The 24,520-nt window shown below is 69.8% G+C and carries 23 protein-coding genes; 12 read left to right on the forward strand and 11 right to left on the reverse strand.

Going from position 1 to position 24,520, the window contains the following annotated elements; translation table 11 throughout:
* Positions 1-13: 13 nt before the first annotated feature.
* The 8 genes from AFER_RS05110 to AFER_RS05140 form a co-directional block, all read right to left on the reverse strand.
* Positions 14-988 (reverse strand): carbohydrate kinase family protein, encoded by a 975-nt coding sequence (locus tag AFER_RS05110; RefSeq protein WP_245526032.1) that lies wholly within the window; start codon positions 986-988, stop codon positions 14-16.
* Positions 940-1,155 carry a ferredoxin gene (locus tag AFER_RS10975; protein WP_015798421.1) on the reverse strand — a complete coding sequence of 72 codons (216 nt, stop codon included), beginning with the start codon at positions 1,153-1,155 and terminating at the stop codon, positions 940-942. Before AFER_RS10975 ends, AFER_RS05110 begins: the two co-directional genes overlap by 49 nt.
* Positions 1,148-2,320: an NADH-ubiquinone oxidoreductase-F iron-sulfur binding region domain-containing protein gene (locus AFER_RS12345; RefSeq protein WP_049755332.1), complete on the reverse strand. Its 1,173-nt coding sequence runs from the start codon at positions 2,318-2,320 to the stop codon at positions 1,148-1,150. The genes AFER_RS10975 and AFER_RS12345 overlap by 8 nt, the downstream gene beginning before the upstream one ends.
* 50 nt (positions 2,321-2,370) lie before the next feature.
* On the reverse strand, positions 2,371-3,477 hold the full coding sequence (locus AFER_RS12350; RefSeq protein WP_015798423.1) for a ferric reductase-like transmembrane domain-containing protein: 1,107 nt from the start codon (positions 3,475-3,477) through the stop codon (positions 2,371-2,373).
* The gene (locus tag AFER_RS05125) at positions 3,471-4,337 is read right to left on the reverse strand and encodes an FAD:protein FMN transferase (protein ID WP_015798424.1); all 867 of its coding nucleotides are present in this window, start codon (positions 4,335-4,337) and stop codon (positions 3,471-3,473) included. The genes AFER_RS12350 and AFER_RS05125 overlap by 7 nt, the downstream gene beginning before the upstream one ends.
* Position 4,338: 1 nt before the next feature.
* A complete protein-coding gene (locus AFER_RS05130) occupies positions 4,339-4,623 on the reverse strand; it encodes a hypothetical protein (protein ID WP_015798425.1) in 285 nt (94 codons plus the stop codon).
* 117 nt (positions 4,624-4,740) lie between these two features.
* Positions 4,741-5,829: a lipoate--protein ligase family protein gene (locus AFER_RS05135; protein ID WP_015798426.1), complete on the reverse strand. Its 1,089-nt coding sequence runs from the start codon at positions 5,827-5,829 to the stop codon at positions 4,741-4,743.
* The gene (locus AFER_RS05140; protein ID WP_015798427.1) at positions 5,826-7,160 is read right to left on the reverse strand and encodes an FtsW/RodA/SpoVE family cell cycle protein; all 1,335 of its coding nucleotides are present in this window, start codon (positions 7,158-7,160) and stop codon (positions 5,826-5,828) included. Before AFER_RS05140 ends, AFER_RS05135 begins: the two co-directional genes overlap by 4 nt.
* A gap of 141 nt (positions 7,161-7,301) precedes the next feature.
* Here AFER_RS05140 and ppk1 point away from each other — a divergent pair, with 141 nt between their 5' ends.
* From ppk1 to AFER_RS05155, 3 genes are read left to right on the forward strand one after another with little or no spacing between them, the layout of a single operon-like run.
* Positions 7,302-9,353: a polyphosphate kinase 1 gene (gene ppk1 / locus AFER_RS05145; protein WP_049755536.1), complete on the forward strand. Its 2,052-nt coding sequence runs from the start codon at positions 7,302-7,304 to the stop codon at positions 9,351-9,353.
* Positions 9,350-10,045: a CYTH domain-containing protein gene (locus tag AFER_RS05150; protein WP_015798429.1), complete on the forward strand. Its 696-nt coding sequence runs from the start codon at positions 9,350-9,352 to the stop codon at positions 10,043-10,045. Before ppk1 ends, AFER_RS05150 begins: the two co-directional genes overlap by 4 nt.
* The gene (locus AFER_RS05155; RefSeq protein WP_015798430.1) at positions 10,033-11,607 is read left to right on the forward strand and encodes a Ppx/GppA phosphatase family protein; all 1,575 of its coding nucleotides are present in this window, start codon (positions 10,033-10,035) and stop codon (positions 11,605-11,607) included. The genes AFER_RS05150 and AFER_RS05155 overlap by 13 nt, the downstream gene beginning before the upstream one ends.
* A 23-nt stretch (positions 11,608-11,630) precedes the next feature.
* Here AFER_RS05155 and AFER_RS05160 read toward each other — a convergent pair whose 3' ends face one another.
* Positions 11,631-12,968: an FAD-binding oxidoreductase gene (locus tag AFER_RS05160; protein WP_015798431.1), complete on the reverse strand. Its 1,338-nt coding sequence runs from the start codon at positions 12,966-12,968 to the stop codon at positions 11,631-11,633.
* 205 nt (positions 12,969-13,173) lie between these two features.
* On the opposite strand from AFER_RS05160, the gene pgi reads away from it, so the two are divergent.
* The 8 genes from pgi to AFER_RS05200 all read left to right on the forward strand — a co-directional run bounded on the left by pgi (position 13,174) and on the right by AFER_RS05200 (position 22,401).
* Complete coding sequence (pgi, locus tag AFER_RS05165) at positions 13,174-14,835, forward strand: glucose-6-phosphate isomerase (RefSeq protein ID WP_015798432.1); 1,662 nt, start codon at positions 13,174-13,176, stop codon at positions 14,833-14,835.
* Entirely contained in the window at positions 14,832-15,905 is a 1,074-nt protein-coding gene (gene tal, locus AFER_RS05170; protein ID WP_015798433.1) for a transaldolase, read from the forward strand. Before pgi ends, tal begins: the two co-directional genes overlap by 4 nt.
* Complete coding sequence (locus tag AFER_RS05175) at positions 15,902-16,891, forward strand: MDR family oxidoreductase (RefSeq protein WP_015798434.1); 990 nt, start codon at positions 15,902-15,904, stop codon at positions 16,889-16,891. Before tal ends, AFER_RS05175 begins: the two co-directional genes overlap by 4 nt.
* Positions 16,892-16,894: 3 nt before the next feature.
* Positions 16,895-17,509 carry a dephospho-CoA kinase gene (coaE, locus tag AFER_RS05180; RefSeq protein WP_015798435.1) on the forward strand — a complete coding sequence of 205 codons (615 nt, stop codon included), beginning with the start codon at positions 16,895-16,897 and terminating at the stop codon, positions 17,507-17,509.
* Positions 17,510-17,533: 24 nt separating this feature from the next.
* A complete protein-coding gene (locus tag AFER_RS05185) occupies positions 17,534-18,391 on the forward strand; it encodes an HDOD domain-containing protein (RefSeq protein WP_015798436.1) in 858 nt (285 codons plus the stop codon).
* A gap of 12 nt (positions 18,392-18,403) precedes the next feature.
* Positions 18,404-20,407, forward strand: a complete 2,004-nt coding sequence (gene uvrB, locus AFER_RS05190; RefSeq protein WP_015798437.1) for an excinuclease ABC subunit UvrB — start codon at positions 18,404-18,406, stop codon at positions 20,405-20,407.
* Positions 20,408-20,493: 86 nt separating this feature from the next.
* Positions 20,494-21,858, forward strand: a complete 1,365-nt coding sequence (locus AFER_RS05195; protein ID WP_015798438.1) for an MBL fold metallo-hydrolase — start codon at positions 20,494-20,496, stop codon at positions 21,856-21,858.
* 42 nt (positions 21,859-21,900) lie between these two features.
* Positions 21,901-22,401 carry an FGGY-family carbohydrate kinase gene (locus AFER_RS05200; protein WP_015798439.1) on the forward strand — a complete coding sequence of 167 codons (501 nt, stop codon included), beginning with the start codon at positions 21,901-21,903 and terminating at the stop codon, positions 22,399-22,401.
* Here the strand turns inward: AFER_RS05200 and AFER_RS05205 are convergent.
* Both AFER_RS05205 and AFER_RS05210 read right to left on the reverse strand, forming a co-directional pair.
* Positions 22,383-22,724 (reverse strand): DsrE family protein, encoded by a 342-nt coding sequence (locus AFER_RS05205; RefSeq protein ID WP_015798440.1) that lies wholly within the window; start codon positions 22,722-22,724, stop codon positions 22,383-22,385. The two genes, AFER_RS05200 and AFER_RS05205, sit on opposite strands and share 19 nt — an antisense overlap.
* Positions 22,721-23,230 carry a GtrA family protein gene (locus tag AFER_RS05210; protein ID WP_041661707.1) on the reverse strand — a complete coding sequence of 170 codons (510 nt, stop codon included), beginning with the start codon at positions 23,228-23,230 and terminating at the stop codon, positions 22,721-22,723. The genes AFER_RS05205 and AFER_RS05210 overlap by 4 nt, the downstream gene beginning before the upstream one ends.
* A gap of 190 nt (positions 23,231-23,420) precedes the next feature.
* Between AFER_RS05210 and AFER_RS05215 the strand changes: the two genes are divergently transcribed.
* Positions 23,421-24,359 (forward strand): NAD-dependent epimerase/dehydratase family protein, encoded by a 939-nt coding sequence (locus AFER_RS05215; protein WP_015798442.1) that lies wholly within the window; start codon positions 23,421-23,423, stop codon positions 24,357-24,359.
* The last annotated feature ends 161 nt before the right edge of the window (positions 24,360-24,520 follow it).

Here is a 24,520-nt window from a genome sequence, read left to right on the forward strand (position 1 = left end):
CTCCTCAGGACTCCTAGGTCCAAGTCGACGTCGGCACCGATCGCCTCGGTGGGTCGGCGCCTCGGCGGGTGCAGGTCTCGCGAGCGACCTCGATGCCGTCGCGCACGGCCGCGAGCACAAACTCGGTGTCGTCGACCGTGCGCCGGCCGTGGTAGGCGAACGTCGCGGCGACGGTGCCGGTGAGCGCGTCGCCCGCGCCGACGGTGTCGACGACGCGGACCGGAGCGACGGGAAGCTCGACCACGCGACCGTGTACCGAGACGAGGACGGGGCCTGCCCCCTGGCTCATGATGACAGCGGCTGGTCCCGAGGTCGCGAGATGGGCGAGGGCCTCGGCCACGGTCACGTCCGGCTCGAGCCAGCGGAGGTCGTCGTCGGAGGCCTTGACGATGTCGGCATGGGCGATGGCCTCGTGGAGGCGCTCGCGATAGCGCTCGGGGCTCGCGACCGCACTCGGACGTACGTTGAGGTCGACGATGCGCAACGATGCGGCGCAGGCACGAAGGACCTCGACGACGCTCGTTGCGAGCGTGTCGAGCGCGAGGGCGAGACCACCGGTGACGAGGACGTCGCCGGCGTGCGCGGCGTCGTTCACGCGATCGTGGCCCACCGGGTCGTCCAGGGCCGTGCCCTCGAGGTAGAAGCGGTAGTCGGCGACGCCGTCGTCGAGGGTCGCGAGCGCGAGCGTCGTCGGCAGCCGCGAGCGCCACGAGAAGCCGAGGTCGACCCCGTCGTCGCGGAGAAAGCGCAGGAGGCGCTCACCGAGGGGATCGTCGCCGACGCCGGTCGCGAGCGTGACCGGCACGCCGTGGCGAGCGATGGTGCGAGCGACGTTCGCGGGTCCACCACCGGGCGTGAACGATGGCGAGCCCGACCCTGGAAGGAGGCAGTCGAAGAGTGCCTCGCCGATGACGACAGCCTGAGACGTGCTCGGGGAGCCTAGCTGCGAGCTGGCTCGATCACGACGTGGAAGGCAAGCTCGGGGCAGAGGTGCTCGGCGTGGCGGGCGGCATCGAGGTCCTCGGTGACGATCGGATCGGTGACGAGAGGGAAGTGCCAGGGATCGAGCTCGAGATGGCGCGCGAGGAGGGCCACGCAGGTGCCATGGCCTCGGCATCGGGTCGGGTCGATCACGATCCGAGCGCGGCTAGCCACGGCTCGGCTCCCGGCTCTCGAGCGCGAAGGGGCGCTCGTGGCAGCGCCGGCGCTGGTGGCCGGCCGCATCGGCCGGGGTGATGGCCGTCGCGAGGTGTGCTGCGGCGTCGGGTAGCGCGCAAGCGCCTCGGCGGGCGATCAGCCTCGCCACGGTCGCAAGTTCGGCGGGACGAGCCCCGGCACCGAGTGCACGGGCAAGTTCGGGGAGCCCACGGTCACAGGGTCCGCACTGGCCGGCTCGCTCCTCGCTGAGGTAGCCGACGAGCTCGCTGGTCGCACAGACGACGCAGGTCGCCGATGGGGCGAGCAGCACGGAGCCCGCGCCGAGCGCCAGCTCGTCCGATGAGTCGGCACGGTCGACGAGGACACGTGCCATCGCCCGCTCGTCGGCGACCGAGATGAGCTCGCCGAAGAGACCGCCGACGAGGGCGAGACCCGTGGTGACGCCGACCGCGTCGAGGAGGCTCCGAACGGTCGCCCCTGGGGCGAGTTCGACCACCGTGGGCGTCGAGCCCGGGAGCGCGATCGAGACGATGCGCGTCGAGCGGTCGTGGCCTCGGGTTCCGGCGCTCTGGTGCCAGGAGGTGCCAAAGCGCGCGGCGAGGGCCCACTGCGCGAGCGTCTCGACGTTGGCGACGAGGGTCGGCCTGCTCTTGTAGCCGCGCTCTGCGACGCGTGCGAGCTGGAACCGCGGGAGTGCGGGACGCCCCTCGAGCGCGGCGAGCAGCGCCGTCTCTTGACCGGTGAGATACGAGCGGTCGAGGAGTGCGACGCGGACCGCGTCGCTGCGTTCACGAATGGCTCGCTCGAGGACGTCGGCTGCGGTCGCGTCCTCGACGGCCACGATGGCTTCTCGGGCCTCGAGGAGTCGTGTCGCGAGCCCGAGGCCATCGAGCACGAGGTGCGGCGCATGGGTGAGCAGCGCCTTGTCCTTGCGCGCGCCGGGCTCGCTCTCGGCGCCGTTGGCGACCACGACACGTGGCCCACGCTGGGACGCGACCGCAGCAAGCTTGCGCGCCAGGGGGAAGCCCGCGCCGCCCCTGCCGACGATGTGCTCGGCGGTGGCGAGTGGTGGTCGTGGGGGCAGGGAGCCGTAGATGGCGCGGTGCGCGTCGAGCGAGAGAGGCGGCGCATCGAGCTCAGCGATCGCGAGGTCGTCGCTCACGAGTCGGCTCCAGCCGGCGCTGAGGCGTGCGACGGACCTGGGCGGCGGCGTCATGCGTCGCTGCCTTCGGAGCCATCGGCCTCGGGAGCGCCGATCGAGGGTGCAGCGTTCAGGGCTTCCGATGGCGCGGTGGAGAAGGAGACCTGGCCCGTCGCACCGTTCGCGTCGATGGCGAGCGCCGCGGTGCCTTCCACCGTGGCATGGGGGCAGGCGAGCGAGAAGGAGATCGTCGAGCCCCCGAGCGCGGTGACGCTCCCGTGGCACAGGTTTGGCGCGCTGGGGGTCCCCAAGGTCACCGTGCCACCCGAGACGGCAAAGACGCCCTCGCTCGGCTGTCCGGTGAGCACGACCGTGAGCCGTTCGTTCGTGCCGCCGATGGCGCCCGCGATCGTGAGGTCCGTGGCGCTCGTGGCCTGGGTCTGCGTCACGGTGGCGGTGATGGGCCCGCCGAGGGGCTCGGACGAGCGTGTCACGGCGGCGGTGGTCGCCGTCGTCGGGGCGGTGCCGTCGATGCGCGCAGACCAGCCAGGGCGAAGCGGTCCGCTCCGTGCCCACAGCGCCACGACCCCGGGCACGCCGAGGACCCCCACCATGCCGAGGGTACGGGCAGTATGTGCGAGATCGGGGTCGCGACGGATGCGCAAGACCGCGAGGACGATGACGCCTGCGGTGATGGCACCGTAGACGGCGAGGACCGCGGCGAGCCGCGTGTCGGAACCGGTCCCGAGCCCGTGGACGATGGCGAGCGCGAGCACGAGCCACACGAGCATGTGCGTCCGCTTCCAGAGCGCAAAGCCAAGGTGCTGGCGTGCGAGCGAGGAGGCGATCACGATCAGCAGGCCATCGAAGGCGAGCGTGCCGAACCCGACGAAGGCGCGTCGATAGTGGGAGAGGAACGGGATGACGGCTGCCGTCCAGCCGATCGGCACGAAGCTGTCGGCAAGTGCCGTCAGAATGTGGATCGCGAGCACGACCACCAAGGTGAGCGAGAGCCGTCGATGGAGGTCCGGGCCGAGGAAGCGGGCGACGCCGGAAGGGAGGATTTTGCCCGCCACCGCGATGCCGAGCAGGGCGACCGCACCGAGCATGACGAGCGCGGCGAGACCGCTCACGCGGGTCAGGTACCACAGCAGCGGGGATGTCGTCGCGATCAGCACGCGGCCGCTTCCTCGAGACGTGGTGGCCAGCCGCCAAGGGGGAGGCGTTCGCCGGCATTCGTCACGACGAGCGCCGACAGCTCGTAGCGGCGCCACATGCGGTGCCAGGCGCGTCCAGCGGCGATGATCGCGAGGCTGGCTGCATTGGCCGCCGCGGCGCTCTCGGCGACGACGGTGGCGCGGCGGGCAGCGCCAGGGAGCGTGGAGGCACCGACGATGTGATCGAGACCCCGTGGCGATCGGCGCGTCGCGCGGTCACTCGTCGCGACCGCGCCAGCGGGGATGTGGATCCGCTGGCCGGGCGCGTCGGGCCGCAAAGATCCATCGTCGGTGACGAGGATCGACCAGGGGGCTTCTCCGACGCAGCGGAGGTCGCCACCGAGGTTGACGAGGATGGCACCGGCGGCGTCGGCTGCGAGTTCGAGGGCGATCGCATCGGCGATGGCCGCCTTGGCGAGGCCGCCGAGGTCGATCAGCGTTCCGGGTGGGCGTCGAACCATGTCATCGTCCCGTTCGACGTCGTCCCAGGTCGCGCTGGAGCGACGGCCGAGGCGCGCCACCGGGTGGTCTGGTTCGAGCGCGCTCGGATCGGCGGCGCGCACCGGATCGATGACGCCGCCACTTGCGCGGACCGCCTCGTCGGTGACCTGGAGGAGGTGTGCGAGACGTGCCGACACCCGCACCTCCGGTGTCGGATCGGCGTTCAGCTGCGAGAGCTCGCTGTGGGGATCGTGGAAGCTCGCGACGGCGCCCCACTCGTCCAGGAGCGCACGAAACCTGTCGACGAGGGCGCGATCAGCGGGGTCCGTGCCGACCAGTTCGCAGCGTGTGGTGTAGGCAGGCAGCACGCTCGACCACACGTTAGGAGCCTCCGGTCGGGGTCGGGGTTGCGGCAGAGGGAGCTTGGCTCACCGTGGGAGCGGACGATCCCGACGACGTCGACGGTGAGGAGCTGCCCGACGAGCCCGACGACACGAAGGGTGCCGTCGAGTTCGACGTCGAAGAGGTGTGGGAATGGGTCGTGGCCTTGGTGGTGTGGCCGGGGAACGATCGGATCGCTTCGAAGCCGAGTGCACCGGCCGCGAGGACGAGCGCTGCGACGACCGTGCGGTGGATGCGCTTCGCTTGGGCCATGAGGTCCGTCACGGGTCCTCCTTGGGTCGGGGGAGCGGGGACGACGCCCTCAAGTCAAACGGCGCGATCTGGCGTGGACCTTGAGTCAGGCTCGAAAGCCCCTGAGAAGGGTGGTCCTGCGAAGGGCGTTCAGGACTGGTGGGTCTCCAAGGAGAAGGCGTCCTCGACCGCCTCGCGCAGATGGACGCCGGCGAGGCCAGGAGCGTCGTCGAGCGTTCGATCACCGGCCTCCTCGGCAACCCTCGCGAGAGCCGCGGGATCGGCCGGTTGGCCGATCAGGGCATCGGCGATCTCGCGCGGTGCCTCCATGGGCCAGACGGTGAAGTCCCCCTCGACGGTGGCGTCGATCACGTGGCCCTCGGCGACGACGAGGAGGATCCGCACGAGCCCGCTCGGTGCCTTGGTGCGGCCGACGAGGACGTCGGCACCTTCGCGAATGTGCACCCCGAGGACGCGCCGCCCCCCGCCATCGTTGACCCAGGCGGGATCGACGAGTCGTTCGCGCACCGCGGCGACGTGGCGGCGCTCGTCCTCGCTCAAGGTGCCGAGTTCGAGTGGGCGTCCGAGTGCCTCGGCGAGGATCGGGAGGTAGCGCTCGACGATGGCGTCCTCCGACGGTGCCGATCCGAGCTCGCGCTCCATGGAGGTGACGTAGGTGCGCATCGTGGCGGCGAGCTTGTCGCGGAGCTTCACGGAGTCGACGCGCAGCACGGCGGCGAGGGCGTCGGTGTCGATCGTGCGGATGAACGAACCCACGAGCACCTCGGCGCCCGCGATGCGAGCCGCACCGGTGCCGCCGATCTTGCGGTCGGCGACGTGGATGTCGTTGACCGGGCGATGGCGCGCGTCGATCCCGAAGGCACGCAGCGTCGTCACGAGTGGCGCAATGTAGGCCGCGTAGCGTGCCTCCAGCGAGAGCGGTACGTGGTCTGGGTGCATGATCCACTGGACGAACAGCTGACCAGCGTCGAGGTACACGGCGCCCCCGCCGACCATGCGCCGCGTGATCGGTAGGCCGCGCGCCGCGGCCGCTTCGACGTCGAGTTCTCGTTCGACCGCCTGGTGGTAGCCGACGCACACGTAGGGGTCTCGCGGTGACACCAGGCAGATGGTGTCGGGGTCGTCGGGACCGAGCCTCTCGGCGAGGGCGTGGTAGATCGCCTGGGAGTCGATGGCCTCGAGGCCGGTGGCGACGATGATGCGAACGGGTCGTGTCATGGTCGTAGCTCCGTCATCACGATGACGTCGTGGCCGGCGTCGATCTGTCGATTGGCTTGGTGGGAGATGCGCACGAGTACGGCGACGAGGAGATAGTTCGCGAGCAGCGACGACCCTCCGTAGGCGACGAAGGGGAGCGTGACGCCGGTCAGGGGCAGGAGTCGCACGATCCCTGCCATGATGAAGAAGGTCTGGAGTCCGAGGATGACCGACAGGGCGAAGGCCAGCAGCGACGAGAACTCCGTTCGCGCACGCAGGGCGGTGCGCACGCCGGCGCCGACGAGGAGCACGAAGGCGATCACGAGGGCACTCGTGCCGAGCAGACCCATCTCCTCGCCGAAGGCGGCGAAGATGAAGTCGCTGGTGACGACCGGGATGAGCTGCGGGTGGCCGAGCCCGAGCCCGGTGCCGGCGAGTCCACCGATGCCGAAGGCGTACTGTGCCTGGACGAGCTGGTAGCCGATGGTCTGGGCGTAGCGCCATGGATCGAGCCAGACCACGACGCGCTCGTGCACCTGGGTGAAGAGGGCTCCGGCCAGGACCGCCCCGATGGCGAAGGCCGCGAGGCCGAGGACCAGGTAGCTCCGGTTCGCCGTGCCCACCCAGAGGACGATGACGAAGGTGGAGAAGATCAACAGCGCGAAGCCGACGTCGCGCTCGGCCGCCATGACGACGAGTGCGAGCGCGAACGCGAGTGCGATGGGGCCGAGGCGGCGGATGCCGCCACCACGAAGCCGGCTGAGCATGTCGCGGCGCTCGACGATCCAGGACGCGAGGAACAGAGCGAGCAGGAGCTTGGCGATCTCGACGGGTTGGAAGCTGAAGGGGCCGACGTGGATCCAGAGCCGCGCACCGTTGATGTCGAGCCCGAGCCCGGGTAGCAGCGGCAGGAACAGCAGGGCGATCCCGCCGATCGCGAGGAGGTAGCGGTAGCGATCGAGCGCGTCCGCGTTACGCACGACGGCGAGGGTCACGACGTAGGCGATGACGCTGAGAGCCGTCCAGAGGGCCTGGAGGGTGCCCTCGTGGGGGTCGAGTCGGTTGATCATGACGAACCCGAGCCCATTGAGCAGTCCCACGAGGGGCACCATCGTGGGATCGGCGGCCGGTGCGAGCAGCCGGTTCGCGATGGCGAGGACGAACGGCGCGACCATCACGCTGACGAGTGCGAGGTTGGGGTCCAGGTGTGCCTTCGGGTTCTCGCCCCAGGTCGCGAGCGCCCACGCGAAGACGGTGATGACGTCGGCGGCGAGCACCAGTTCGAGTTCTCGGCGTCGCCGGTCACGAGCCCATGGTGATCGCTCGCGACGGGCGGCGAGCATGGTGCGCATCGGTCCTTGTCCCCCTGGCTGGTGCGAGCGGATTCTAGCGGGCATGACGCTGGCGCAGGTGGTGGCGGACCGGGCGTCGACGCACTACGGCGAGAGGCTAGGTTGGCGGCCAAGGAGGTGCTGGTGGCTGAGGCGCAACGCATGCTGGCCGAGGGCTCCCTGCGCAGTTCGTCTGAGCGCTTCGTGAATCGGGAGTTGTCCTGGGTGGACTTCGCCTCCCGGATCCTCGAACTCGCCGCCGATGCGCGCGAACCGGCGCTCGAGCGCGCCAAGTTCCTCGCCGTGCTCGCACAAGGCATGGACGAGTTCTTCCAGGTGCGCGTGGCCGGCCTCAAGGATCAGCTCCTCGCACAGCATCCGATTCGCTCCCCGGACGGACTCGATGCCAGGGCGCAGCTGCGCGCGATTCGCACGCGGCTCGAGCCGGTCTGGGAGCGCCAGAGCGAGGTCTGGCACGACGGGATCCGACCGGCACTCGCTGCGCTCGGGATCGAGATCGTCGCCGTCGAGGACCTCTCTCCGACGCTCCATCGTCGCCTCCACGAGCGCTTCTTGGAAGAGCTGTTCCCGATCCTCACGCCCTTGTCCGTCGATCCCGCGCATCCCTTTCCCTACATCTCCAACCTGTCGCTCAACCTCGCGGTTCGCGTCCGTGACAGCCAAGGCGGTGAGCTCCGGTTCGCTCGTGTGAAGGTGCCCACGAATGTGCCGCGCCTCTTCCCGCTCGGGGACCTGCGCTACTGCTTGGTCGAGGACGTCATCGCGAGCTTCATCGCCCGCCTGTTCCCGGGCATGATCATCGAGGAAGTCGGCACGTTCCGCGTCACGCGCAACACCGACCTCGTCCTCGAGGAGGGCGAGGCGGACGACCTGCTCGAGCTGGTCGAGACCGAACTGCGACGCCGGCGCTTCGGTCGTGCGGTGCGGCTCGAGGTGTCGTCGCGCATGAGTCGTGAGCTCGTCGACGTGCTCGTCGACGAGCTCGAGCTCCATCCGGATGACGTCTGGGCGACGGACATGCCGATCGACGGTTCGTTCGCATGGGAGATCGTCGCACTGCCCATCGACGAGGGGCGAGGCATCGCCGCCGCGGGTGTGACGCCGTCGATCTTCACCGTGGGCGACGACGGCGCTGGCGCGCTGTTCGGCCGCCTGGCGGCCGGCGAGGTGCTGGTGCACCATCCCTACGAGAGCTTCGCCTCGACGGTGGAGGCGTTCGTGCGTGCAGCGGCGGCCGATCCGGACGTCCTCGCGATCAAGCAGACGCTCTATCGCACCTCGGGTGACTCGGCGATCGTCGAGGCCCTCGTCGAGGCCGCCGAGGCTGGCAAGCAGGTCGTGGTCATCATCGAGGTCAAGGCCCGCTTCGACGAGCTCGCCAACATCGCCTGGGCGCGTCATCTCGAAGAAGCCGGCGTCCACGTGGTCTACGGCGTCGTTGGTCTGAAGACCCACCTCAAGGCCGCGATGGTGGTCCGCCGTGAGGGCGCCCGCCTCGTGCGTTACTGTCACGTCGGCACGGGCAACTACAACGCCCGGACGGCACGGACCTACGAGGACCTCGGCCTCTTCAGCGCCGACACGGTCCTCGGCGACGACCTGGCCGAGGTGTTCAACTACCTCACCGGATTCTCGCACCCGAATCGGTTGCGGCGCGTCGTGCTCGCTCCCCAGCAGCTGCGCGGGTGGTTGCTCGAGCGCATCGCCCGAGAGCGCGATCGCGGACCGAGCGGACGCATTCGCTTCAAGGTGAACTCGCTCGTCGATCCCGAGATCATCGATGCGCTCTACGACGCGTCGGCGGCCGGCACTCCCGTCGAGGGTGTGGTCCGGGGCCTGTGCTCGGCTCGCGTGGGGGTCGAGGGGCTCTCGGAGCACCTTCGGATCCGATCGATCGTGGGGAGCTTCCTCGAGCATTCACGGATCTACGTCTTCGGCCAAGGACCCGACGCCGATGTGGCGATCGCCTCGGCCGATCTCATGCAGCGCAATCTCGATCGGCGCGTCGAGCTGTTGATCCCGCTCGAGGCGCCGGCGACTCGAGCGCGCGTGGAGCACATCCTCGATCTCGCCTTCGCGGACGACACCTACGCATGGGAGCTCACCGCCGATGGCCGCTGGCATCGTCAACGCGGTGGCGAGGGCATCTCGCTCCAGCGGCGGCTCAACGACGAGGCGGGGGCTCGGGGGTGAGCGAAGGCGCGATCGGGACCGAGCGGGAACTGAAGTTCCGCCCGCGCGACGTCGACGAGGCACGAGTCCTCGTCGCCAGGTTCCGTGACCGGCTCGGTCTGCCTGCGGCCCCCGCGGTGACGACCACGCTCGAGTCGCGCTACCTCGACACGGCCGATCACCAGCTCGCGCGCTGCGGCCTTGGCGTGCGAGCCCGCTGGGCGCTCGAGGCTTTGGATCCCGAGGCCGCACGCTGGACGGCCAAGCTCGCACTCGAAGAGGACGACGGCACCTACGTGTCGGTCGAGTTCGAGGTCGACGGCGAGCGCGAGCGCCTCCCGGCCGAGATCGCTGGTCGGCTTCGGAGCGTCGTCGGATCGGCGCGGTTGGTGGAGCTCGCGCGGATTCGCAACCACCGTACCAGCTGGCGCGATGCGACCGGTGGTGTCGAGATCGAGCTCGACGTGGTGGACGTGCTCGCTCCGCGAACTGGGCACTTCGTCGAGGTCGAGGTCGAGGTCGCCGACGACGAGCAGCTGCGCGCGCTGCGGCGCTGGGTCGGGGCGGTCCCGGTGTCGACGACCCACAAGCTCGGCGCGGCCCTCGGGCAGGTCGTGAGCGTCGATCCGGAGTGCGTCGCGCGGGTGCGTGCCCTCCTCGAGGCGCCGAGCGACCCCGGCTGGTGCGAGGAGCCTGCTCCATGGGCACGCTGAGTGCGGCGGCGATCGATCTCGGCTCCAACTCGTTCCATCTCGTCGTGGCGCGGGTGCGTCCGGAGCGCCTCCTCGAGCCCGTCTACGAGGACAAGGTCATGCTGCGCCTCGGGGAGGTGGTCGCACGCCTCGGTCGCTTCGACGACGAGGCCGAAGCACGTGCCCACGAGGCGTTCGAGCGCTTCGTCTCGCTCGCACGCGCGTTCGGCGCGACGGTCATCGTCGCCGCGGCGACCGCGAGCTTCCGTGATGCCCAGAACGGGCGTGACGTCGCCGACGCGCTCGAGGCGCGAACCGGGGTGCACGTTCGTATCCTCACCGGTCACGAAGAGGCCAGCACGATCTTCTCGGCGGTGCGCTCGGCCGGCAGCATCGGCCAGGTCCCCGTCGTCGTGGCCGACCTCGGCGGAGGCAGCTTGGAGCTCGCGCTCGGGACCCAACGATCCCTCCTGCGCGCGCGCAGCCTCCCACTGGGTGTGGGCAAGCTGTCGGTGCGCTACCGCTGTAGCGACCCGCCACGGCACGACGAACTGGCTCGGATCCGGGCCCACGTCGAGGCGGTCGCCGGTGCCGAGCTCCGCGAGATGGCCTCGTTCGAGCCGCGCCGGCTGGTCCTGGCGAGCGGGACGTTCGCCGCGATCGCGAAGGTCGCGCGTCGACTCGGTCGCGTCGATCAGCTCGCCGACGGGCAGGTGTTGCGGGTCGTGGACGTCGCCTCCCTCACCGGTGCGCTCGATGCGATCGTGCGTGCCGATCGAGAGGCCCGCATCGACCGTCTCGGGATCGATCGGCGGCGCAGCGATACCGTCGTGCCGGGCGTCCTGATCGTTCGCGCCCTCCTCGATGAGCTCGGGGTCGACGAGGTGTGGACCAGTCGGTGGGCGCTTCGGGAGGGCCTGTTGATCCAGGCCGTGGAGGAGGGCGACGCCATGGGCTTCGCCTTCGACGCTGCCGAGCTCCGCGCTGGCTCGCTCCGACACCTCATGCGGAAGTACCAGATCGAGGAGGATCACGCCCGCGCTGTGGAGCGGCACGCACTCGCGCTCTTCGACGGACTGGGCGGTGCCCTCGAGCTCGTGCCCGAGGATCGTGACTTGCTCGCGGTGGCGGCGCTGCTGCACGACGTCGGTGCGTTCGTCTCGGGCCGGAACCACGACCGTCACGGTGCGTATCTGCTCGCGGCCGACCCACCACGCGGGCTGTCGGTGCGCGAGCGGCTGGTGGTCGAGGGCGTCGTCGGCTCGCACCGTCGCGGCGCGCCTCGTTCCCCCGACGCCCTCTCGACGGCCGATCGCGACCGTGTGGCTGCGCTCGCCGCACTCCTGCGCGTCGCCGATGGGCTCGATGCCTCCCACACCCAAGTGGTCGAAGGGGTCGAGGTCCAGCTCGAGGCGGACGAGATCCGTCTCGTGGTGCACGCCGACGAGGCGCTCGGTGCCGAGCGCGTTGCTCTCGAGACGAAGACCGAGCTGCTCAGCTCCCTCCTGGGGCGCAGAGTCGAACTCGACGTGGTGCCGGTGGCGCGAGATGGGGCGGCACGAGCGCGGTCCGTGCTCGACTGAGCGCTCGCACTCCGCGGTCGCGCTCACGGATCGGGGAGCAGGACACCAGGGTTCACGATGCCGTAGGGATCCCAGATCCCCTTCAGCGATCGGAGCGCCGCCTCGTCGATGGGGTCGAGGAGGAGCCGGGCCCAGCGACGTTTGGTGCGGCCGATCCCGTGTTCGGACGCGATGACGCCGCCGAGGGCCGCCACACGTGTGAGCACCGTCTCGTAGAGCGGACCGGGATCGGCCCCGTGTGCGATCGCGAGGTTGACGTGGCACGTCCCCTCGGCGAGATGGCCGAAGAGGACGGTGGCGCGCACCTCGTCGCGCTCGGCCACCAGGTCGAGGTGGGCCGCGAGCTCCCCGAGTGCCCCGAGTGGGACGGCGACGTCCAGCTTGACCGGGGTGCCGAAGCGCTCGGCGAGCAGCGGGAGCATCTCGCGCAGGTGCCAGAGCCGTGCCCTCTGGGAGGGGTCGGTCGCCACGTGGGCGTCGAGGTGGGCCGGTGCGAGCAGGAGGGGCCGATCGTCGTCGGGATAGGGACTCGTGAGCTGGAGGATGAGGAGGAGGGGATGCGGGTCGGGCGGGGTGAGGCCGGCGCTTCGGACGTCGGCCGTACGCACGAACTCGGCTGCCTCGAGCCACGGCGCAACGAGTGGCCGGAGCGTCTCGAAGAGGCTGACGAGGTCGACGAAGTCGTCAGCGCCGATGGCGATGGCGATGCGGGTGCGTGGGCGCGGGTGGACCCGGAGCGCGACGGCCGTGATGACGCCGTAGATGCCCTCGCTCCCGGCGACGAAGCGGCAGGTGTCGAGCCCGGCGGCCTTCGGAGGCCGACCGATGCGACGGTGGGTTCGCCCGAGCCCGTCGACGAGGTCGACGTGGACGAGCTGGTTGGCCGTCGAGCCGTAGCGGACGACCCGTTGACCGCCCGCGTTGGTCGCGACGAGACCGCCGAGGGTGGCGTTGGCGCGCGATCCGAGGTCGATACCGACCTCGAGTCCTGCAGCCTCGAGCTCGGCGTCGAGATCGGCGAGCGTCACGCCGGCTTCGGCGACGACGGTCATCGTGGCCGGCTCCAGTCGAACGATGCGTCGGAGTCGTTCGGTGCTGACGGCGATGGCGCCGGGGTGGGGTACCGCACCGGCCACGAGCGAGGTCCTGCCACCTTGGATGGTGATCGCGACACGAGCGCTCCCAGCCGCCTCGAGGAGGCGCGCGACCGCGGGAGCGTCGGCGGGGCGTGCGAGCGCTGCGGCATCCCCTCGCGTCGTGGCGGTCCAGTCGAGGTTGATCGGCTCGAGGGCCGCGGGGTCGTCGGTCCAGTCGACGTTCGCCTCGTCGAGGACGCGAGCCGCATCGGACGCTGCTGCCATGGGGCCATGGTAGGTGTGGGCATGCTGCTCGCGCCATCGCCCGAGGGCTCTTCGAGGGATCGGGTTAGGCTGCCTAGCGGTACGTCGGAGCGTGCCTGTGTCCGGATCGTGGCCAGGCTGCTCGAGCGAGTCGCCCGACGACGAGCGCGTGTGGCGCATGGTCGGGCGGCGCGCGTCGTGGCGATGCGACAGAAGGGAGCGCTCGGTGGAGACGGTGGATCCGAGATCGCTTCGGGTGTGGCGTGAGCTCGAGGCCGAGGCCGCGGAGCTGCGCGACGTGCCTCTTGGCACGTTGGTGGCCGAGGGAAGCGATCGCGAGCGTCGGCTCGTCCTCGATGCCGGGCTGCTCCGGATCGATGCGACGCGACAGCTCGTACGCGCTCGCACGTTGGAGCTGCTCGGTGAGCTCGCGCGCGAGACGAAGGTGGTCGAGCTGCGTGAGGCGATGTTCGGCGGTGGCCACATCAACACCACCGAGGATCGAGCCGTGGGGCACGTATGGCTGCGCGCGCCGCGGGGAGGGGCACCCGTCGTCGACGGGATCGACGTCTCTTCCGCGGTCCACGACGTCCTCGAGCGCATGGCGGAGGCCGCCGTTCGTCTGCGCGACGGCAGCTGGACGGGTGTGACCGGCGAACGGATCGAGCGCGTCGTGTCGATCGGGATCGGCGGCTCCGATCTCGGCCCTCGCATGGCGGCCCTCGCCCTGGAGGCCTTCGGCCACGGCGGGCCCGAGGTCCGGTTCGTCTCGAACGTCGATCCCGTCGACCTCGAGCGAGCGCTCGTCGGCGCCGAGCCCGCCCGGACGCTGTTCGTCGTGGTCTCGAAGACGTTCCGGACCCTCGAGACGCTCCAGAACGCCACGGCGGCGCTCGCGTGGCTGCGCTCCGAGCTGGGAGAGGGCCCTGAGGTGGTGGCGCGCCACGTGGTCGCGGTCTCGTCGAACGTCGAGGCCGCGACGGCGTTCGGTGTCGACCCCGCCAACGTCTTCGGCTTCTGGGACTTCGTCGGTGGGCGCTACTCGGTGTGGTCGGCGGTGGGTTTTGCGCTGATGGTCGCCGTCGGACCGGAGGGCTTCCTCAGTCTGCTCGCCGGGGCCCACGCCATGGACGAGCACTTTCGGACCGAGCCGATGGATGTGAACGCCCCCGTCCTGCACGGCTTGTTGATGCTGTGGTATCGCACCTTTCTCGGCGCCCAGACCTACGCGGTGCTGCCGTACGCGGAGCGTCTCGCGCTCTTGCCGTCGTACCTGCAGCAGCTGACCATGGAGTCGAACGGCAAGTCCGTCCGACGCGACGGCGAGCGCGTGGACTACGACACGGGCGCCATCGTCTGGGGAGAGCCGGGGACGAAGGGCCAGCACGCCTTCTATCAGCTGCTGCACCAGGGGACGACCCTCGTGCCTGCGGACATCATCGTGGTCGCCGAGGCACAAGCCGGTCCCGAGCGCCACCACGACCTGCTGGTGGCGAACGCCTTCGCGCAGGCCCAGGCACTCGCCTTCGGCCGGGACGAGGCGTCGTTGCGGGCGGCAGGGGTGCCCGAGCGCCTCGTGCCGCACAAACGGATGCCCGGTTCACGCCCCTCGAGCGTGGTGATGATGCCCCGACTCGCGCCGGAGACGCTCGGCGCGCTGATCGCACTCTACGAGCACTCGGTGTTCGTCCAGGGGGCTGTGTGGGGGATCGACTCGTTCGACCAGTGGGGCGTCGAGCTCGGCAAGGAGCTCGCCGACCAGCTCGCGCCCTTCACGACGGGCGAGCGCGACGTCGAGGGTGCCGACCTCGACCCGACGACGGCGCGGCTCATCGAGTGGTACCGTTCGTGGCGGCAAGGGCCGCCGAAGAGAGAGGAGATGCCATGAAGAGGGCTCGCTTGCTGGCGGAACACGGCCAGAGCGTCTGGCTGGATGCGATCTCGAGGCGACTGCTCGCCAAGGGCACGCTCGCGCACTACATCGACGAGCTCGCGGTGACCGGCTTGACGTCGAACCCGTCGATCCTGTCGCACGCCATCGCCGGTTCGACCGACTACGACGAGCGCATTGCCGATGCGGTCGCTCGCGGTGTCCACGATCCAGAGGCCGTCGTCTACGAACTCGCCCACTGGGACCTCGCCGAGGCTGCCGGGCTGTTCGCGCCGGTGTACGAGCGCACCGACGGCGTCGACGGCTACGTGTCGATCGAGGTGCCTCCCCAGTACGCGCACGACACCCAGGCGACGCTGTCGTGGGCGCGTGAGCTGCGGTCGCGCTTCGCGGAGCCGAACGTGCTCGTCAAGGTACCCGGTACCCCAGAGGGCCTCCCCGCGATCAGCGAGTTGATCGCCTCGGGGATCGGCGTGAACGTCACCTTGCTGTTCTCCGTCGAGCACTACACCGCAGCCGCGGAGGCCTACCTCGAGGGCATCGAGCGGCGTTCGAGCGCCGGGTTGTCCCTCGTGGTGCCCTCGGTCGCGAGCGTCTTCGTCTCCCGCTGGGACTCGGCCGTCGATCCGCTCGTGCCCCGTGAGCTCCAGGGCCGTACGGGCCTTGCGATCATGCGTCGGATCTACGCGGCCTACCAGGCGCTCCTCGCGTCGGAGCGCTTCAGCAGGCTCGCCGGCCAGGGTGCGAGAGCCCAGCGGCTCCTCTGGGCCTCGACCTCGACGAAGAACCCCGAGCTCCCCGATACCTACTACCTCGGGCGACTGGTGGCGCCAGGGACGATCGACACCGTCCCGGAGGGGACCCTGCTGGCCTTCGACGACCACGGCGAGATCGAGCCCGTGCTCGACGACGACCTCGCGGGGGCCGATGCACTGCTCGAGGAGGTCGCCTCGGCGGGAGTCGATCTCGCGGGCCTTGGCGACGTCTTGCAGGAGCAAGGTGCCCACGCCTTCAGCGCCGACTGGACGACGCTGCTCGACACCGTGGCACGGCGGGTGAAGGGGTGAGCCCGCGCGGCGTCGTCGTCCGCGAGGATGGGGGCACGGTCGCAGCTCGCGTCGAGGAGCTCGACGAGAGCCTGCTCGGCCACGATCCAGTGCGGATCCGCGTGCACTACTCGACCCTCAACTACAAAGACGGCATGGTCCTCGGAGGGCTCGGGAGGCTGGTTCGGCGCTACCCCCATGTCGCCGGTGTCGACCTTGCCGGTGAGGTGATCGAAGACCGGACGGGGACGTTCGCTCCGGGGACCCGCGTCGTGGTCACGGGGTTCCACGTCGGCGAGCGCCATCCGGGCGGTCTTGCCCAAGAGGCCAGGGTGCGTCCGGAGTGGGTCGTTCCGTTGCCCGAGGGCCTCGATGCGCGAAGGGCGATGGCGATCGGGACGGCTGGCCTGAGCGCCATGCTCGCGATCATGGCCGTCGAGCAGCGGGGGCGTTCCGATCGGACCTTCCCCCTGCTCGTGACTGGAGCCGCGGGTGGGGTGGGCTCCATCGCGGTCGCTGTCGCCGCTCGACGAGGGTGGGGGGTGGCTGCGTCGACCGGTCGGACCGACGAGGCGCCCTACCTGCGCTCGCTGGGTGCGAGCAGCATCATCGCCAGAGCCGAGCTCGCGAGGGACGACGTGCGCCCGCTCGAGTCGGAGCGCTTCGGCGGGGCCATCGATGCGGTCGGGGGCTCGACGCTCGCGACCGCGCTTGCCCAGATGGCCCACGGCGCGGCCGTCGCATCCGTGGGTCTTGCCGGCGGCGACCGCTTTTGCGCCTCGGTGATGCCCTTCTTGCTCCGCGGCGTGAGTATCGTCGGGATCGACTCGACGCTCGCACCGCTCGAGGATCGGCGAGCGGCATGGGCAGCGCTCGCGAGCGACCTCGACCCCGCACTGCTGGCGGAGGTGACCCGGGAGGTGGGGCTCGAGGACGTGCCCGCCCTCGGACCTGAGATCCTCGCCGGGCACGTTCGCGGGCGGATCGTCGTCGACGTGAACCGCTGAGACGTGCCCACGGTCATCGTCGTGTGTGGCCCGACCGGCTCGGGCAAGTCGACGTTGCGTGCTCGGCTCGTCGAGCGAGGTGCGGTGGGCATCGACGCCGACGAGGTGGCGCGAGCGGTCGTCGAGCCAGGTTCCGAGGTGCTCGCCTCGTTGGTGGCGGCTTTCGGCGATGACATCTGCGACAACGAGGGGCGGCTCCGGCGTGACGTGCTGGCCGCGCGCGCCTTTGGCTCGGCCGAGACGACGGCGCTCCTCGGTCGGCTCACCCATCCTGCGATCCGTGCCGAGATCGAGGCCCAGTTGGCGTCAGCCGGCGATGGGGACGTCGTCGTCGTCGAGGTCCCGCTGTGGCGGCGGGCGGACGACTGGATCTGCCCCGATCTCGTCGTGTGGGTCGGGGCGAGCGCCGAGCGCGCGGGCGCTCGCGTCGCGGAGGAGGGGCGCATGAGCGAGGCGGAGCTACGCCAGCGTCGTGCTCGCTTCGACTTCGAGGCCCAGCGGCACGAGGCGGACCTCGTCATCGACAACGACGGTGGTCCAGAGGCCCTCGCCAAGGCTGCCGATCGTGTGTGGTCGCTCGCGCTCGCTGCCGACGGTAAAGGTCATCGCCGCGCGTGACGATGGGTTCGCGAGGAGGTGACCATGGCTGAGGTGATCACCGCGGAGCAGCTGACGGCCCGGATCGCGGAGTTCGAACCATCGAGGAGCGTCGCCGAACGCGTGCTCGCGGTCATCGATCGCGACGACATCGGTGCTGCCGAGCTCGCGACTGTCGTCGGCACGGATCCGGCGCTCGTCGAGCGGGTCATGCGAACGGCGAACTCGGTGGTCTTCTCGAGTCAGGCCAACGTGCGCACCTTGCAGCACGCGGTGGCGGTGATCGGGTTCGAGACCGTCCGTTCGCTCGCGCTGGCCTCGTTCGTCGAGGGCGTCATGAGCGTCTCCCGGCAGGACTGGCAACGATCGGTGATGTCGGCGGTGGGTGCGGCGGCCGTCGCGCGGGGGATCGGGCTCGATCCGCAGCTCGCCTTCTCGACCGGACTCCTCCACGACATCGGCCACGCGCTCCTCGAGAGTCTGGACCCGAGCTACGCCGCCGTCGTCGGGGCGTTCCGTGCCGAGCCGCTCACGGCCTCGTCCGAGGCCGCCCTCGTGCGAGCCGAACGTGGTCGCTACGGGATCCACCATGCGCTCATCGCGGGCGACGTCCTCGCCTACTGGAACTTCGCCCCGGACATCGTCGAGGCCGTGAGCCACCACCACACGCCGAAGGGTTCTCTGTCGCGACTCCACGGCGCCATCGTCGACGGCTACCGTCTCACCCACTGGCTCGCCTCGGGGCTCGATCTCGAGGAGTACAGCCGCGCCGACGACGTGCTGCTGCCGACCTACCTGCGACCCGAGAACCTCCACGTCGTGGCCGCCGATGTCCGGTCGCGGGCCGAGACGCTCCTCGAGGATCTGTTCGGGATCCCGGCGTCGCACGCGAGCGCACGGTAGACTCCCGGTGTAGTGCCGGAGCGCTTCGAGGTCCACGCGCCGTATCGCCCGAGTGGCGATCAGCCGAGGGCGATCGACGAGCTCGTCACCTCGATCGAGTCGGGCAACCGGTTCACGACGCTGCTCGGGATCACGGGCTCCGGCAAGAGCGCCACCATCGCCTGGACGATCGAGCGACTGCAGCGCCCCACGCTCGTCATCGCGCCGAACAAGTCACTCGCGGCCCAGCTCGCCAATGAGTTTCGCGGCTTCATGCCCCGCAATCGGGTCGAGTACTTCGTGTCGTACTACGACTACTACCAACCCGAGGCCTACATACCCTCCTCCGATACCTACATCGAGAAGGACTCGTCCATCAACGACGAGATCGACCGACTGCGGCACTCGGCGACGTCGGCCCTGCTCACGAGGCGAGACGTGGTGGTCGTGGCCTCCGTCTCGTGCATCTACGGCCTCGGGAGCCCGAGCGCCTACGAAGGTCAGATCCTCCCCATCGAGGTCGGGATGGATCAGCCGATGGGGCTCGTGGTGCGAAGGCTCGTGGCCATGCAGTACCAGCGCAACGACCTCGAGCTCGCCCGTGGCCGTTTCCGCGTGCGAGGCGACGTGCTCGAGGTCCACCCGGCCTACGAGGAGCGCATCGTGCGCGTCGAGTTCTTCGGCGACGAGGTCGAGCGGATCGTGAGCGTGGATCAGACGACGGGGGAGGTGCTGCGCGAGCTGGAGGACATCGTTCTGTTCCCGGCGACGCACTACCTCGCGAGCCCGGAGGTGGTCGAGCGTGCGCTTCGGTCCATCAGCGACGAGCTCGGGGAGCGGCTCCGTGAGCTCGAGAGCGCGGGCAAGCTGCTCGAGGCGCAGCGGCTCCGCATGCGCACCGAACTCGACCTCGAGATGCTCCAAGAAGTCGGCTACTGCAATGGGATCGAGAACTACTCCCGCCACCTCGATGGTCGCGAGCCCGGACAGGCGCCCTACACGCTGCTCGACTACTTCCCCAAGGACTTCCTCGTCGTCATCGACGAGAGCCACGTCGGCCTCCCCCAGCTCCGCGCGCAGTACGCAGGCGATCGCTCTCGCAAGGAGACCCTCGTCGAGCACGGGTTCCGCCTGCCGAGCGCACTCGACAACCGTCCGCTTCGCTTCGACGAGTTCCTCGAACGGGTCCCTCAAGCCATCTTCATGTCAGCGACCCCTGGTCCGTTCGAGCGTGAGCACGCTGGGCGCACGGTGGAGCTGATCGTGCGTCCGACGGGCCTCCTCGATCCCAAAGTCGAGGTCCGCCCCACGAAGGGCCAGATCGACGACCTGCTCGCGGAGATCCGCGCTCGGGTCGAGCGCGACCAGCGGGTGCTCGTCACCACGCTCACCAAGCGCATGGCCGAGGACCTCACCGAGTACTTCGAGGGCCTCGGCGTCAGGGTGCGCTACCTCCACTCGACGATCGAGACCTTGGAGCGCATCGAGATCGTGCGCGATCTGCGCCTCGGGGTCTTCGACGTCCTCGTCGGGATCAACCTGCTGCGCGAGGGCCTCGATCTGCCAGAAGTGGGGCTCGTGGCGATCATGGACGCCGACAAGGAGGGCTTCTTGCGCTCCGAGACCTCGCTCATCCAGACCATCGGCCGAGCCGCACGCAACGTCGAGGGCACGGTGATCCTCTATGCGGATGCCGTCACGCCCTCGATGGCCCGAGCGATCTCGGAGACCGAACGCCGCCGGAGCATCCAGGCCGACTACAACGCACGCCACGGGATCACGCCGCGCTCCGTGAGCGCGAGGATCGACGACCTCGTCACCGAGCGCACGCGCAGCGCGCCGACGCCGACGCTCGGGCGTCGAGCGATCGAAGAGCGGACCGCTGGCATGAACCCGGAGCAGGTGCGCGACGTCATCGACTCGCTCCGCGAAGAGATGGAGCGCGCCGCCACCGAGCTGCGCTTCGAGGAGGCGGCCAAGCTGCGTGACGACATCCGGGCGCTCGAGGCACTCCTCGGTTCGGACGCGATCTCCTAGCGAGCTTATTGCCGCTATCACACCCCCTATGGTATAATCGGAGATACCGCTGGGGGTATAGCGGTTGGTACCTAGGAGGACACAGGATGCTCGATCTCATCATCGTCCCGACGCTCGAGCTCGGCGACCGGTCGTACATCGTGCACGACGGGCGTCGCGCGATCGTGATCGATCCGCAGCGCGACATCGACCGTATGCTCGCCATCCTCGCGGAGCGCGGCCTCGAGGCGGTCGCGGTCGGCGACACCCACATGCACAACGACTACGTCACCGGCGGCTATGCGCTCGCGAAGGAGCTCGACGTCGACTACCTCGTGTTCGAGGGCGAGCAGGTGCACTTCGAGCGCCGAGCGGTCGCCGACCGCGAGGTGCTGCGCCTCGGCGACATGGAGGTCACCGTGCTGCACACGCCTGGCCATACGCCGACGCACATCTCGTTCGTGGTGCGCGATCCGGCCGACGATCGGCCACCGGTGCTGCTCTCGGGTGGGTCGTTGCTCTATGGATCCGTAGGACGCACGGACCTCATCAGCCCGGAGGCGACCTACGGCCTCGCGAAGGACCAGTGGCACTCGGCCCAGCGCTTCGCGACCGAGCTCCCCGGGCCGACGATCTTGATGCCGACGCACGGCTTCGGCTCGTTCTGCTCGTCGGTGTCGGTCGAGGAGGCCGGCGACTCGACGCTCGATGGCGAGAAGCGCGTCAACATCGTCTACAAGTACGACTCCGCGGAGTCGTTCGCGGACATGTTGGTGGCGACCTACGATCCGTTCCCGGCCTACTACCGCCACATGGGGCCTGCGAACGTCTCGGGTCCCGCGCCGCTGCGCATCGACAGCCTCCCGAAGCTCGACGTTGCCCAGGTGACCGAGCTGCGCGATCATCACGAGGCCGCGGTCGTGGACATCCGGCCCCGGAAGCAGAGCCTCGAGGGTCGTCCGGCCGGCACGCTCGCGTTCGAGTACTCGAACGTGTTCTCGACCTATCTCGGGTGGCTCCACCACTACGGTCGCCCGATCGTCTTGGTCTCGTCCGACGAGGCGACCGCACGTGAGGCGGCGCTCAGCCTCGGTCGTATCGGGATCGACGAGGTGCGTGGCTGGATCGAGCCCGAACCGCTGATGGATGCCTGGGGCGTCGAGCGTCTCGAGCGCATCAGCTGGCAGGAGTACGTGCAGCAGTATCGGGGGAGCGATCACACGCTCCTCGACCTGCGCAATCCGTCCGAGGCTCGGGCCCTGCCGATCCCGGGCGCCATCCAGATCCCGATCTACTTCTTGCCGAACCAGATCGACGAGGTGGCGACGGATCGGACCGTGGTGGTGCACTGCGCCGGAGGGTATCGCGCCGCAGCGGGTGCGGCGTGGCTGTCGGCGAACAAGCACATTCGCCCTGTCGTCATCGACGACGGGGCCGACGTCGGCGCGCAGCTGCTCGCGGCGCAGTCGTAGTCCGTCGCGGCCCGACGACGAGACGTTAGGCTCGTCCCCGCCATGGTGGGTGGGGACGAGCAGCGTCGCGGCGGCGACACGCCGCTCGTCGTGGTCGTCGGCGGTGCGCGCTCAGAGGTTCCGATCGATAGGGGCGCGGTCGCAGCGATCGTGCGCCTCGTTGGTGTCGGCGACCTCCACGAGGCGGCAGCGATCGCCGATGAGCCCAGCAGCGAACGGGCTCTCGTGGGTCGTCGTGGCGTCCTTGCAGGACTCTCGCTGACCAGCGATGAGCCCGCCATCGCAGGCGCCCTGATCGAAGGGGTCGCCTTCGAGGCGGCGCGGATCGTCGATGGGCTCGACGAGGCGGTCGCGGGCTCTCCTGAGGCCCGCATCCTTCTGGAGGGTCTCTACGCCGTCTCGGCGGTGGCGCAGGTGGTGGCGGACGTCCTGGGACGTGCGGTCCTCGACGGCGCCGGGCAGAGGGCGATGCCCGGACCACGCGCGAGAAGCCGGCGTTCCAGGTGGCGCCGGTGGCTCGAGGATCAAGGGAGCTTGACGTAAGCCCAGCCGTCGCCCTGGCGCGCCACGAGGTGAGCGATGGCGGCAGGCACATGGCCGACATCGCTGGCGAGGTCGCTGCTCGTCGCGCCGAGTGCCTGGAGGCTGTTGTCACAGGCGAGGACGCGGCGCCATTCGAGGGCAGGGCTCAGGAGTGGCTCGAGCGGTGAGGGCGCCAGCAGGCGGCGAACGGCCGCACCTTGGCAGACGACCTCGATCGTGAGGTCCGGAGCGGCCCGATGGAGGTTCGCGGCCGACCCGAGTGCTGCTCGCAGTGCGTCCAGGTCGTCGGTCGTGACGTGGATGAGGGCACCTCGTGCGATCATCGGATCTGCTCGGCGTGCAGGTCCGAACGGCTCCGTCCGAAGAGGGCGAGGTGCATGAAGGCGAACTTGGCGAACCACAGCACGACGAAGGAAGCGAAGTAGGTTCCCTGGACCACGATGTCCTGGTCGAGTCGGGATGCACCGAGCGCGAGGGCATGGGCGTGCGCCACGTCGACTGCCCAGGTCGAGACGATCAGGCTGGTGAGTGACATCGCGACGTAGGGCAGGACCTCACGGGCGAGCGACGAGCGATCACGACGGCGCCAGGCCCAGGAGCGATTGAGCCAGTAGGACGGTGGGATGCCGACGAGCGTGGCCACGATGGCAGCGTCACGCGCATCGAGGAGATGCCAGAGTGAGTAGACGACGAGGAGGACCAGCTGCGACAAGACGGCGGTCGCTGCCGACCCGGCCGCGTAGCGCCAGAAGCGATCCCACAGCGGGACGAACCGTCGCAGGCCGACCACCTCGAGGAGTCGGCGCCCCATGCGATCGATTCGGTCCACGCTCTCCCAGCATAGAACCGGGCGCCGAGCGAGCGCGGATGGTGACGTGTTACCGATCGGTTAGGAACCCTCGGGTTGTTGCTCGTGCATCCGGATGGTCGAGTAAGGTAACGAGGTGGTAGCGCTGCGGTCGCCACGAGGTGGCGAAGCGCGTTGCCTGACCGGAGAGTCGCTGGCGAAAGGTGGTCACGTGCGGCAGCAGGCAGAGTGGGCGATCGTCACCGGCGGCTCGGGATTCATCGGGACCGCGGTCGCTCGTGCGCTTCGAGCGCGCGGCGTGCGGGTCGCGATCGTCGATCGCAACGCGCCGCAGCACCGCGAACTCGATGTGTTCGTCAAGGGCGCGATCGAGCACGAGCGCACCTGGCTCGCCCTCGCGACCGAGCTCGCTGGCGAGCACGTCCGTGCGCTCTACCACTTCGCGGCCCGCACCAGCGTCTTGCAGTCGGTGAACGACCCTCACGACGTCTTTGTGTCCAACCTGGTGGGCTACGAGAACGCGCTCGAGTTCGCGCGCACGCACGAGGTCGCGAGCGTCCTCTTCGCGTCGACCAACGCGGTCGTGGGTGCGGGTGACAGCGGCACCATCTCGGAGCGCTCGCCGTTGGCGCCACTCACGCCCTATGGCGCGACGAAGGCGGCAGGGGAGATGCTCGGGAGCGCGTACGCCGCTAGCTACGGCATCCACGTCGCGTCGGTGCGCCTGACGAACGTCTACGGTCCGGGGATGTGGCACAAGGACTCGATCGTGCCGCGCCTCCTGCGTCATGTGGTCGGCCTGTCTGAGGCGACCATCTACGGAGACGGTGAGCAGGTGCGTGACTTCGTCTACATCGGTGACGTCGTGGACGCCTTCGTGCGCCTCGAGGAGCTCGGCTTCGTGGGCGCGGTCTCGTTCGGTTCCGGCACGAGCGTCAGCGTGAATGAGCTGGTCGATCTCGTCGGCGACGTCACGGGCCACGAGCTGCGCCTGCGTCATGTGCCTGCGAAGGCTGGTGAGATGCCGGGCGTGAGCGTGGACCTGTCGCTCGCGCGCTCGCTCGGCCTGAAGGCTGACGTCGAACTGGCGGAGGGTCTGCAGTTCGCGTGGTCGGACTTCCAGGAGGATCAGGGCCGCGTCGCCGGCTGAGCGCAGATCGCGCGCGCTCGACGCGCCTGTGAGCGCGCGTTGCGGTGACCACCGACGCGGGTGCTTGGCACAGGATCGGGTTCGCGAGCCCCGGTGGCGGCTCGCGCTCCATGGCGCGTCACGCGTGTGGGCGGCCTGAGGGTCGCAAGGTCGAACGATCG

Source organism: Acidimicrobium ferrooxidans DSM 10331, assembly GCF_000023265.1.
Taxonomy (GTDB): domain Bacteria; phylum Actinomycetota; class Acidimicrobiia; order Acidimicrobiales; family Acidimicrobiaceae; genus Acidimicrobium; species Acidimicrobium ferrooxidans.